Genomic DNA, 11,430 nt, shown 5'->3' with positions numbered 1-11,430 from the left:
GCAACCCCTCCTCACTTCACTTCATGACAAGCGACAAAATGACCTGGAGCCGCTTCTTTCCACTCCGGCCGTTCTTGTTTGCATCGTTCGGTCGCCACCGGGCAGCGCGTATGGAACGGGCAGCCTTTCGGCGGATTGGCCGGGTTCGGCAAGTCGCCTTCAAGGCGAATACGCTCCCGCCTAGCGCCCGGCTTCGGCCGCGGAATGGCGGACAATAACGCCTTCGTATACGGATGCAGCGGATTGGCGTACAATTCCCGCGACGGCGCAAGCTCGACTGCATGGCCTAAATACATGACGAGCACCCGGTTGCAAAAATGGCGCACGACCCCTAAATCGTGGGAGATGAATAAATACGTCAGCTCATGTTTTTCTTGAATGTCTTTTAGCAGTTTAATGATTTGTGCTTGGACAGATACGTCTAGCGCGGAGACGGCCTCATCGCAAATGACGAGCGATGGATTCAAGGCAATCGCCCGGGCGATGCCGATCCGCTGCCGCTGGCCGCCGCTGAATTCATGCGGATAGCGGTCGTAATGTTCCGGACGGAGCCCGACTTCTTGGAGCAGCTGCAACACGCGCTCCTCGCGCTCGGCCTTTGTCATGTCCGTATGGATGACAAACGCTTCCTCGAGCGCGTGGCCGATGCGTTGACGGGGGTTCAGCGAGGCGTACGGATCTTGGAATACCATCTGCATTTCTTTTTTCCACCGTTTGCGCTGCCGTTCCGGCAAGCGGCTGATTTCTTCGCCTTGGAAAAAGATCGATCCGTCCGTTGCCTCTTCTAAACCGAGAATCGTCCGGCCAAGGGTCGACTTCCCACAGCCTGATTCACCGACGATGCCGATGCTCTCTCCGGCAAACACGTCAAGGGAAACGTTCTCGACCGCCTTTACGTAGCCTTGAACGCGCCGCAACAGTCCCCCCCTGATCGGGTAATACTTTTTCACGCTTTCCAACTTAAGAAGTGGCTGCTTTGACTTGCTCATCGTTGTGAACCCCCTCTTCTAACCAGCAGCGGACGGAATGGCTGGCGCTGATCGTTCTCTCCGGCGGCGGTGCCGTCCGGCATTGATCAGTCGCAAACGGGCAGCGCGGGTGGAACCGGCAGCCGTCAATTTGTTCGTTTAAACTCGGCAGCGTGCCTGGAATCGGTTCGAGTGAATACTCCTCGTCATCAACGCTCGGCACGGATTGCAGCAGCCCTTTTGTATACGGATGGCGCGGATTGGCGAAAATGCTTTCGACATCGCCTTCCTCCACTTTCTCCCCGGCGTACATGACCATCACCCGGTCGGCCATTTCGGCGACAACCCCCATATCGTGGGTAATTAAAATGACGGCCATGTTCAATTTTTGCTTTAGCTCGTTCATCAAGTCGAGAATTTGCGCCTGAATCGTCACATCAAGGGCCGTCGTCGGCTCATCGGCGATGAGCAGGCTCGGATGACAGGCAAGCGCCATAGCGATCATGACGCGCTGTCTCATCCCGCCGCTTAGCTCATGCGGGTATTGCTTCATCCGCTTTTCCGGAAACGGAATGCCGACTTGCTTGAGCAGCGCAATGCCCCGCTCGTGCGCTTCCTGTTTCGACAACTTTTGATGGAGCATGAGCGGTTCGCGAAGTTGATAACCGATCGTGAAAACCGGGTTAAGCGCCGTCATCGGCTCTTGAAAAATCATCGACATTTCGTTTCCGCGAATGCGGCGCAACTCCTCTTTCGACAGTTTCGTCAAATCGCGGCCGGCAAACTCAATCGACCCGCTCTCTACCTTGCCGTTGCTCGGAAGCAAGCCCATGATCGACAGCGAGGTGATGCTTTTCCCACACCCTGATTCACCGACAATGCAAAGCGTCTCCCCTTTGCGAACGGAAAAAGAAACCCCCCGCACAGCGGAGAGTTTTCCCTCCGCCGTGCTGAAGGTCGTGACAAGGTTCTCGACACGCAGCAATGTTTCAGCCATGCTATCCCCTACTCTCTATGAACGTGATAGAGCGACCATTGTCCTGTGGCATCGATCTCTAACCCTTTCACCGATTTGTCGACAGCTGCCGTCACAACGCCATGGTTCATGACAACAACGGCGGCATCTTTCAATAGAAATTCATTTGCCTCTTTCAGCTTTTGTTTCCGCACTTCCGGATCAATAGCGGTGCGCGATTCTTCGACAAGCTTGTCGAAGGTTGGATTGTTGTAAAATATCCGGTTTGTTGCACCGGCATTTTTTGAATGGAAGTTCGGGTAAAATAACTCACTGCCGTCAGCTGTGAGGTTCGCCCAGCTAAGAAATGTAATATCATACTTCCCTTGTCTCGCCGAATCTAGGAAAGTCCCCCACTCCATCGACTCAATTTCAGCGTTAATACCGACTTCTTTCAATTGCGCTTGGACGATCTCAGCCATTTTCATCTGAGCCGGTGTGTTAGGAACAAGCATTTTAAGTGTTGTTCCTTTATAACCATGTTCCTCAACGAGTTGTTTCGCCTTTTCCGGATCGTAGGTGTAGGCGACATTTTCCGACGCTTCATCATAGCCGAACACTTTCGGGCCGATGACGCTGTTTGATTTCACGCCGAGGCCTTTTAACTGTTGAATGTACTCGTCTTTGTTAATGGCGTAAGAAACTGCCTGGCGGAACGCAAGCTCGTTCATCGGCGCCTTTTTCATGTTAAACCCTAAGTAATAGACTGGCGTGCCTTCTTTTTTGATCAGTTGGACGTTTTTCATCGATTCAATGCGGGAAAGCTGTTCAGCCGGTATACTGTCGATCAATTGCACTTGGCCAGTTTGCAACATTGAAATGGCCGTCGTCACTTCCGGAACGACTTTGAACGTCACTTTCTCCAGCGTCGGCGCCCCTTGCCAATACTGTTCATTCTTCTCTAACGTCACATGGTCCCCCGGCACCCATTCAACAAATTTGAACGGACCAGTGCCGACTGGCTGTTTCATTAAATCTTGCTTTTGGTCGGCCGTCGGGCTGACGATCGCAGCATTTGAGTGTGCTAAAGCAGCCAACATCGGACCGTACGGGTATTTCGTTTTGATGACAACCGTATACTCGTCCTTCACTTCCACCGATTCGACCGGCTCAAGAAGTGAAGCCCGCGGCGCTGCTGTTTTCGGATCTCTTAACTTGTCGAACGTATATTTGACCGCTTCGGCGTTGAAGTCGGTGCCGTCGTGGAACTTAATGCCTTGTTTCAATTTAATGACCCACGTTTTATCGTCCGGGTTTTCGTACGATTCTGCCAAGTGCGGCTTAATTTCCATCGTTTCCGGGTCGCGGACAAACAACGTTTCATATACTTGATCAATCACTGTCGATGATACGGAGTCATTCGTTAAAATCGGCGACAGGCCGACGACATCAGACGTTGTCGCATACGTCAACTCTTGGGCGACGTTCCCTTTCCCTTGCGAGCCGGACGAAGCGTTGTTGGAAGCCGACTTGCCTCCACATCCGGCCAACGCCATCGAAATAGCAAGGACAAGAGCGAGCAGTCCGTAGGACCAATACTTCTTTTTCACTGTTTTTCCCCCCAATAGGTATGTTGAGTTAGTTGATATCCATGTTCGGATCAAGCGCATCGCGCAATCCGTCGCCCACGACGTTAAAAGCAAAGACGACAAGCATAATCGCGATGCCTGGGACGATCGTCATATGCGGCGATGTCCACATAAACGCCTGTCCGGCGGCGATCATCGCCCCCCACTCCGGCGTCGGCGGCTGGGCGCCTAGCCCTAGATAGCTGAGCGAAGCGGTCGACAAAATGGCGGTCGCCATGCGCATCGTCGCAAAAACGATAATCGGCGCCAGACAGTTTGGCAAAATATGCTTGATGATGATGCGGGCGTTGCTCGCCCCGAGCGCTTTCATCGCCAAAATGTACTCGCGGTTTTTCACGGACAAGACGCTGCCGCGGACGATGCGGGCGCATGTCGGGATCGACCAAATACTGATGGCGATCGCCACATTGATTAGACCTGTGCCTAAAATCGCGATGATAAGCATGGCGAGCAAAATGCCCGGAAACGCAAACAGCAAATCGACAATCCGCATGATCAGTCCATCAAGCTTTTTGTAATATCCCGCCAACAACCCGAGCGCCACCCCGCCGATCAGCCCTAAGCTGACGGAAACGATGCCGACAACGAGAGAAATGCGGGCGCCATATACGATGCGGCTCCAAATGTCCCGCCCATAGTTATCGGTTCCAAGCCAGTGGCCGTCGGAGAAGGCAGGCAGTTCGGCAGCTGCCAAGTTTTGCTTCACCGGGTCATGGGTGGCCAGCCACGGGGCAAAGATGGCCATCAGCACTTGAATGGCGATAATGAGAAGCCCTACGACCGCTAATCGGTTTTTCAGCAGCCGCTTGATCGTGGTGACATACATTTTTTCCTTTTTGCGCCCAAGGCCGGCTGTCGCATGGCCTGTGTTCACCGCTGCACCGGTTTCCATCGTTTTCCCCCTCTCTATCCTTCATTTAATCGTAGCTGATGCGCGGATCAATAAACGTATAGATGATGTCAACAATCAAGTTGACTAAAACAAACAACGTAGCGACAAGCAAAACAGAACCTTGCACCATCGGAAAATCCCTAGCGGCGATGGCCTGCACCATCAGACGGCCGACACCGTTAATGGCGAAAACTTGCTCGGTAATGATCGTGCCGCCGAGCAAAAAGCCAAAGTTCAAGCCGATGACGGTGATGACCGGAATCATCGCATTGCGCAAGGCGTGCACCCAAATGACCGTCCGCTCTCGCAGCCCTTTCGCCCGCGCCGTCCGGATAAAGTCGGCCCGGATGACCTCAAGCATCGATGAGCGGCTCATCCTTGCGATCATCGCCGCCGATCCGGTCCCGAGCGTAATGGCCGGCAGCACGAGTTGCTTCAACCCTTCTGCCGTGTAAAACGGCGCGTCCAACCCACCGACTGGCAGTAATTGCAAGTTGACGGCAAAGATTAAAATGAGCACAGTGCCAAGCCAAAAGTTCGGGATCGAAATCCCCGCCAAGGCAAAAACAGTGCTGGAAACGTCAAACCATGAATTTTGCCGGATGGCGGAGATAATGCCGGCAACCACGCCGATGATCACGGCGACAATAATGCTGGCGACAGCGAGTTTCAGCGTGTTCGGAAACCTCGTTGCGATCGCGTCCCACACCGGCTGTTTCGTCTGGTATGAGTACCCGAGATCACCGTGAAGCAGCCCGTTCATGTAACGGCCATACTGGACGAGAAACGGGTCGTTGAGCCCTAAATCGTCGCGGATGGCGTCAATGTCTGACTGCGATGCGGTCGGGCCGGCAATGATCGCTGCCGGGTCTCCTGGAGCGATGTACATGCTCGTAAATACGAGAAACGAGATACCGACGAGCAACAAGACAAGCTGAAAAAATCTTCTGACAATCATTCCTGCCACCTTGTTCACCCCTTTTCTGTTGTTTGTATAAAAGAGAATTTTGTATACGTTTGTTAATGAAAATTGAATGATTATTTAACAAAGTTAATTTCCATTTCGTTTTTTATGATTATATAGGAATTCAAATCATTTTTCTACACAATTCTCTAAAAAAAACGAATTTTTTTAGTTAAACAAAAAAACGCCCTTTTACAGGGCGTTGGACAATGCTTTTTCGTCCCGCTCCAGCCGGCTACAACTTCAACCCCGTCCGGCTTTTGAAGCGGCGCAGCAAAATATGGCTTTCCACTCTCGTAATGCCTTCGAGCGCGTATAGCTCGTTGTTGATGAATTTCTCGAGGGCGGTGAAGTCTTCGACAAGCACGTGCATATGGAGCGTGCTCGGGCCGGTCATTTGGTAGCAGCTCGCTACATTCGGATTTTCCGCCAGCTTTTGCGCCACTTCGACCAAATACGCCGGCTCGCAGTCAACCTCGAAAAACGCCGACACTTGTTTGCCGAACTTCTCCGAGTTGATGACGACAGTAAATTTTTCGATAATGCCATGTTTGACGAGCTGGTTCACCCGTTCGCGGACAGCGACGCGGGAAAGATTCAGTCGTTTGCCGATGTCGACATACGACATGCGTCCATCTTCAATCAACATTTCAAGAATTTTGCGGTCGATCTCATCGATTTTCATTCGCTAGTCACCCCGCCTCACACCCGTTTTCTATCATTCATTATATCGGCTCAAGCGGCGTATTGGAAACCACTTTCTCTTTCACCTTCAATAAAATGGAAAAAGCCCGCTGTTTGCTTTGGCAAACGGACGGGCCTTTTCCTTGTCGTTCGTTTCCTCTATGAAGCGCTTTGTTCGTTACGCTCTTGCCATGCCGATCGAGGCGTCTGGCGTTTTGTAGGAAGACGTGTCTTGATTTTGGTCTTGGCTGTTGGTGCTTGGCGCCGTTGTGTTGTCATCAGCCGGCGTTTGTTCAGTTTCGTTCGCCGGATGGTTTTCGGTCGGCGCTGTTTCGTCGCTTGGCGTCGTTTCCTTCTCTTCGCTTACGTTGGCGTTATTGGTTCCTGCGTCATCTCCCGCTTTGTCGGTCAATGCGGTCAACGGTTTGTCGACATAATCGATCGGATTAACCGGCTTGCCGTCTTTGCGAATTTCAAAGTGGACGTGGATGCCGGCTTCTTTATTAAATTCGCTTTGCCCCGCCTTGCCGATCACTTCGCCTTGTTTCACCGTATCGCCTGCTTCCACTTTCACATCAGCGAGCGACTGATAGACGGTCGTGACCCCTTGTTCATGGTTGATTTCCACAACGTAGCCTAAAATCGGGTCTTTTTCCGCTTTTGTCACCGTGCCGCTTAACGATGCGGTGACGTCAAACGTTTTGCCGTCCTGGCGCACAAGGTCGATGCCTTGGTTCGGATGGTACGTATGATCATAAAAGACGAGGGCTGCTTCCTGTTCTTGTTCTGATGCGTTTTCGTCATAGAACGGGGTTTTCACCTGCACCGCGTTCGGATCGAGCACAGGCATCGCAATGTTTTCGACCGTTTCATTGACCGGGATCGCCGGGTTTTCTTGCTGGGCGGTGCCGTTTTTCGCCACGTCGTTTTCGCCCGCGTTCTCCTGTTTGCCCGCTTGGAACCAAAGCGCGCCGGCGACAATCAATGCCGCGCAAGATAGATAAATAGCCGGAAATACCCAACGTTTGCGGAAGAAACGCTTCAGCGACGGTTGTTTTTGTTCCTCTCTCATGTTCATCACCTCAGCAACCATTTTGAACAGAAAGAGGGAAAGATATACACGCCGCAAACAATTTTTTTTGCTTATTTTTTGCCGTTCGGCCTCGTTTTATGCAAAAAAAAGCCGGAGCAGATGCTCCGTTATTTTTTCACCGTCAACTTGTTTAAAAAAGCGGTCGCCGAGGAGATGCGGACACCGCGGTAATAATGTTTGACGATGTCGGCGTACGTTTTTCCTTCTTTCGCCATGAAGTTGGCGCCATATTGGCTCATGCCGACGCCATGTCCGTAGCCTTTCGTCGTGATGATGATTTCATCGCCTTTGCGCACCCATGTAAAGTCGGTCGACGGCAAGCCGAGCCGTTCGCGCACCTCGCGGCCGGTGAGTGTCTTGCCGCCCACTTTCACCTCACCGACACGGTGGCCGGGCGTACGCGATAAAATGACGCCGACCGAACCGTCGGCAGATAGCTCCACCCCAAGACGGCGCTCAAATTCCGCCACCGTCATCGTTTTTCGCTGGTAAAACTTTGGTGATTGTTTGTCCCACGGGCTGGCGACGCTTTTTAAATACGGAAACGCGTTTTGCCAGTATGCCTCTGAATTTTCCGTATACCCGTTGCTTGTGGAAAAAAAGAGCGCTTCGATCGGCTCGTTGTTATACGTTAAAATTTGTCCGCGCGTATCAAGAACCGCTTTCGTGATTTTTTTCATTTTCCAATCGTAGTCGCTTCCCCATAACTTTCGCAATTCGTCATCGCTGTAATACACTTGATGCGTCACCGTATCCGTCACGTTTGCGCCTTCCGGCAGGCGAAACGGCTGGTTGGCGAGCAGCTGTTTGACGATGTACGTTCTTGCCGTCAGCGCTTGTGCCTTTAACGCCTCCAGTTCAAACTCAGCCGGCATTTCCGCCGCCACAACGCCAATGACATATTGCTCGAGGGGAATTTTTTCGACGCGTTGCTCTTTGCTTCGGTAGACCGCCACGTCAACGGACGGCCCTTCGGCTGCCTGCGAACGTTGGATTTGTTCTTGCTTGTGCAGTTGTTCCGCCAATTTGGCCACCTTCCCGTCGTAAAAAGGTAAAACGAGTGCCGCCGGAATGACGAGAATGGCGACAAACAGGCATAGTGCGAGTACGATGACTGGTTTCAGTCGTTTCACCATAGCCGAGCCCCCAATATGCATTTTTCGAGCACAAGCGGACATTACGAATCAATGCCTGCTCGGTTCGTTACTATAGTTATGGGCTCGGACAAGTATATATGACAGTTTTCTTTCGCGTGTCATCCCGTCTTAAATAAAGACCACGAGTTCGCACGTTTTCTTGCGAATCGTCAAGCCGGATAAGGGGACACGTATGGTTGGGAAACGAGATGCCTGTCTCCACGTGATAAGGAAAAAACCAGACATTCAGAAGTTTTGATCGGCTTTTTCTAGCGGAGTTGTGCTCCCGATGGGGATGATGTTCGCTGGCAAGTCGGAGCGCAGGCGAGGATAAAAAAACGACCATTCCCTACCAAAGGTAGTTCACGGTCGTTTTTTCGCCATTATCCATTCCATTCGATCGCTTCAACTTGGTCGAGTTGTTCCGTTTCTTCGCGGACGCGTTCAATGTCGGCCCCAAGCGCAGCCAACTTTTCATGGAAGCGGACATAGCCGCGGTCAAGATGGCGCAGCTCAGTCACGCGCGTATAACCGTCCGCTGCGAGGCCGGCCAAAATCAAAGCGGCAGCGGCGCGCAAATCGGTGGCCGCCACTTCGGCGCCTTGCAGCTGGCACGGGCCGTTAATAATAACGGAGCGCCCTTCAATTTTAATATCCGCGTTCATCCGGCGGAATTCTTCCACATGCATGAAGCGATTTTCAAATACCGTCTCGGTGATCATGCTTGTGCCTTCGGCTTTTAACAAGAGAGCCATCATTTGCGATTGCATGTCGGTCGGAAACCCTGGGTATGGCATCGTTTTGATGTCGACTGCTTTCAACGTTTCCGGTCCGATGACACGAACGCCGTTTTCCTCTTCAATGACCGTCACGCCCATTTCTTCCAACTTGGCAATGAGCGAGCTTAAATGTTCGGGAACCGCTCCTTGCACGAGGACATTGCCGCCGGTGATGGCCGCTGCGACCATAAACGTGCCGGCTTCGATGCGGTCCGGGATGACTGTATGCGCCGTGCCGACAAGCTCGTCGACCCCTTCGATGCGGATCGTTCCGGTGCCGGCGCCGCGTATTTTCGCACCCATCGCGTTCAAAAAGTTCGCCAAATCAACGATTTCCGGCTCCTTGGCGCAGTTTTCAATCACGGTCGTGCCTTCAGCGAGCACAGCCGCCATCATAATATTTTCTGTCGCTCCGACGCTCGGGAAGTCTAAATATACTTTCGCGCCGCGGAGACGGCCGTTCACTTCTGCATCAATAAAGCCGTTGCCGACTTTCACGGAGGCGCCCATCGCTTCAAAGCCTTTTAAATGTTGATCAATCGGGCGCGAACCAATGGCGCAACCGCCCGGCAGCGCAACGCGGGCCCGGCCGTTGCGCGCCAACAGCGGCCCCATCACGAGCACAGAAGCGCGCATTTTCCGGACGTACTCAAACGGCGCTTCCACCGTTAACGGACCGGTGGCATCGACCATCACGGCATTGCCGGCGATGCGCACATCGGCGCCTAAATAGCGGAGCACTTCACTGATCGTATATACATCGGAAAGAGCAGGCACATCATGAATCGTACTAGTTCCTTTCGTCGCTAATAAGGTGGCAGCGATGACGGGCAAAACGGCATTTTTTGCGCCTTCCACTTTGACGGTGCCGCTCAACCGGTTTCCGCCACGGACGATGATCTTTTCCAAGGTATTCCCCTCCGCGTCCAATTTCTCTATATTAATATTCAATGGTAATGATTGGGGTTCCAACAACGACGCGCGTCTTGCCGCCCAATCTTTCTCTCAAGGCGAGCTGAATGTTGATCGGCTGGTGATTGGCGGCCGGGAGAACGTTCTTCCACTGCCCAGTATATGCAGACAGGGAGACGAATGACTCTTCCCGCAACCACTCGACAGGCGTCGCTTGAAAGTCTCGCAGCAATTGAGAAGCTTGGTCAAACAAACCACCTTTCATATTATCATTGAACTCGCCTTCAATACAAGCATAAAATGTAGGATCGTTCACAAATAATCCGTTCGTCTTTGTCTGGATGTGTTGTGCTGCTTCTTTCCACCTAGATTGGCTCCATGTTGGGCCGGTTGCTTCATAGAGGATATACGTTTGCGGCGTCCCGTTTGTGACGGTCATCACGAGCTGAATTTCTTCTTGAAAGAAGGGGTGTTCATTTGTGCCGATCGCTTTTTGCCAATGGCTTGTTTTGTCCAACGACCAGCGAAACGAACGATACGTTTGTTTCAATTCGGCCATTTTTTTGTAAAAGTCCGCATCATTTTGAATATCGTGGGCATACTCTCTTGTGTAAATGACCCAGCGGCCGAGCGAAGCACCGTGTTGCGTTAATGTGTGCGCCATCGTTTCCAACGGTCTCGACCATTCGTCTCCCCGCGCGCCTTCCGTCCGATAGTGCCATGCGGCCAAAAACAGGCTCGTGAGCATAAGCGCCGCCAGCCATTTCATCTGGTTTTTTCTCATCTTTCTCATCTCCGTTCCCTTCCTCTCCTTAGTTGTTATTGTTGCCACCAGACAAGGGAACATACGTCAAAAAAATCGACAACGAACGATTTTTGAAATCGTTTTCATACATAAAAAAGAGCGGGCGGACAACGCCGCTCACTACGGTGGAAAGCGCCCATGGCCGGGCGCACGGCGGAAGGCAGATGGGAGGCCGGGCGTCAAACTGTGTCGGCCATCGAGCGCGGACACAGATGGTCAAGACTGCTGTGGGGCAAAAGCATCACCGGGCGGGAGATGGATGGGACGATGCCGCTCCGCCCCCATTCCCCCTACTCGCGGAACAAATACGGCAAATCGGTCGACCACGCCCAATAGTCAAGGAAAAAGTTCGCGACGGTCGAACCGATGGCAATCGTGAGTAAAATGTACAAAAGCCGCCCTTGAACGACGCGGTTCGGCTTCAGCAACACATCAATCCGCACGGCTTGCAGCGTCCACCATGTCACGGCGATAAACGCCAAATGAACGATAATGGAAATTAACGCCTGTTGCCCGACGATCGGCATCATCTTCCTATTCACCTCTTTTCTATCGTCCGCCTCCCCTGATTTTTGTACGGTTGCCATCCCTGC

The 11,430-nt window shown here is 52.4% G+C and carries 11 protein-coding genes; all 11 read right to left on the bottom strand.

The genetic code is table 11. The features are described from left to right. Positions 1-11: 11 nt before the first annotated feature. The 11 genes from GS3922_RS16590 to GS3922_RS16540 all read right to left on the bottom strand — a co-directional run bounded on the left by GS3922_RS16590 (position 12) and on the right by GS3922_RS16540 (position 11,367). The gene (locus GS3922_RS16590) at positions 12-989 is read right to left on the bottom strand and encodes an ABC transporter ATP-binding protein (RefSeq protein ID WP_063167217.1); all 978 of its coding nucleotides are present in this window, start codon (positions 987-989) and stop codon (positions 12-14) included. Beyond that, positions 961-1,965, bottom strand: a complete 1,005-nt coding sequence (locus GS3922_RS16585; RefSeq protein ID WP_063167216.1) for an ABC transporter ATP-binding protein — start codon at positions 1,963-1,965, stop codon at positions 961-963. The genes GS3922_RS16590 and GS3922_RS16585 overlap by 29 nt, the downstream gene beginning before the upstream one ends. 8 nt (positions 1,966-1,973) lie before the next feature. Next, entirely contained in the window at positions 1,974-3,533 is a 1,560-nt protein-coding gene (locus GS3922_RS16580; protein WP_020961484.1) for a glutathione ABC transporter substrate-binding protein, read from the bottom strand. Positions 3,534-3,561: 28 nt separating this feature from the next. Then, positions 3,562-4,464, bottom strand: coding sequence for an ABC transporter permease (locus GS3922_RS16575; protein WP_063167215.1), 903 nt, complete (start codon positions 4,462-4,464; stop codon positions 3,562-3,564). Between the two features lie 25 nt (positions 4,465-4,489). Further along, on the bottom strand, positions 4,490-5,431 hold the full coding sequence (nikB, locus tag GS3922_RS16570) for a nickel ABC transporter permease (RefSeq protein WP_089135021.1): 942 nt from the start codon (positions 5,429-5,431) through the stop codon (positions 4,490-4,492). 232 nt (positions 5,432-5,663) lie between these two features. Beyond that, positions 5,664-6,113 carry an Lrp/AsnC family transcriptional regulator gene (locus GS3922_RS16565; protein ID WP_063167213.1) on the bottom strand — a complete coding sequence of 150 codons (450 nt, stop codon included), beginning with the start codon at positions 6,111-6,113 and terminating at the stop codon, positions 5,664-5,666. Between the two features lie 177 nt (positions 6,114-6,290). Then, positions 6,291-7,184 carry a stage II sporulation protein SpoIIQ gene (locus tag GS3922_RS16560; protein WP_063167212.1) on the bottom strand — a complete coding sequence of 298 codons (894 nt, stop codon included), beginning with the start codon at positions 7,182-7,184 and terminating at the stop codon, positions 6,291-6,293. A 128-nt stretch (positions 7,185-7,312) separates the two neighbouring features. Continuing rightward, entirely contained in the window at positions 7,313-8,341 is a 1,029-nt protein-coding gene (spoIID, locus tag GS3922_RS16555) for a stage II sporulation protein D (protein ID WP_063167211.1), read from the bottom strand. A 383-nt stretch (positions 8,342-8,724) separates the two neighbouring features. Next, positions 8,725-10,029, bottom strand: coding sequence for a UDP-N-acetylglucosamine 1-carboxyvinyltransferase (gene murA, locus GS3922_RS16550; RefSeq protein WP_063167210.1), 1,305 nt, complete (start codon positions 10,027-10,029; stop codon positions 8,725-8,727). A gap of 31 nt (positions 10,030-10,060) precedes the next feature. Then, positions 10,061-10,816 carry a YwmB family TATA-box binding protein gene (locus GS3922_RS16545; protein ID WP_063167443.1) on the bottom strand — a complete coding sequence of 252 codons (756 nt, stop codon included), beginning with the start codon at positions 10,814-10,816 and terminating at the stop codon, positions 10,061-10,063. A gap of 311 nt (positions 10,817-11,127) precedes the next feature. Next, the gene (locus GS3922_RS16540) at positions 11,128-11,367 is read right to left on the bottom strand and encodes a DUF1146 family protein (protein ID WP_063167209.1); all 240 of its coding nucleotides are present in this window, start codon (positions 11,365-11,367) and stop codon (positions 11,128-11,130) included. Positions 11,368-11,430 lie beyond the last annotated feature (63 nt).

This window comes from Geobacillus subterraneus, assembly GCF_001618685.1.
Classification (GTDB): domain Bacteria; phylum Bacillota; class Bacilli; order Bacillales; family Anoxybacillaceae; genus Geobacillus; species Geobacillus subterraneus.
Note: the sequence above shows the minus strand (reverse complement) of the source record. Positions and strands in the feature narration are given on the sequence as shown.

What these genes read in the sequence shown, in the direction of transcription:
- GS3922_RS16575 (WP_063167215.1), bottom strand. Translation starts at nt 4,464, where the DNA reads ATGGAAACCGGTGCAGCGGTGAACACAGGCCATGCGACAGCCGGCCTT.
- spoIID (WP_063167211.1), bottom strand. Translation starts at nt 8,341, where the DNA reads ATGGTGAAACGACTGAAACCAGTCATCGTACTCGCACTATGCCTGTTT.
- GS3922_RS16590 (WP_063167217.1), bottom strand. Translation starts at nt 989, where the DNA reads ATGAGCAAGTCAAAGCAGCCACTTCTTAAGTTGGAAAGCGTGAAAAAG.
- GS3922_RS16565 (WP_063167213.1), bottom strand. Translation starts at nt 6,113, where the DNA reads ATGAAAATCGATGAGATCGACCGCAAAATTCTTGAAATGTTGATTGAA.
- GS3922_RS16540 (WP_063167209.1), bottom strand. Translation starts at nt 11,367, where the DNA reads ATGATGCCGATCGTCGGGCAACAGGCGTTAATTTCCATTATCGTTCAT.
- GS3922_RS16545 (WP_063167443.1), bottom strand. Translation starts at nt 10,816, where the DNA reads ATGAGAAAAAACCAGATGAAATGGCTGGCGGCGCTTATGCTCACGAGC.
- GS3922_RS16560 (WP_063167212.1), bottom strand. Translation starts at nt 7,184, where the DNA reads ATGAGAGAGGAACAAAAACAACCGTCGCTGAAGCGTTTCTTCCGCAAA.
- GS3922_RS16585 (WP_063167216.1), bottom strand. Translation starts at nt 1,965, where the DNA reads ATGGCTGAAACATTGCTGCGTGTCGAGAACCTTGTCACGACCTTCAGC.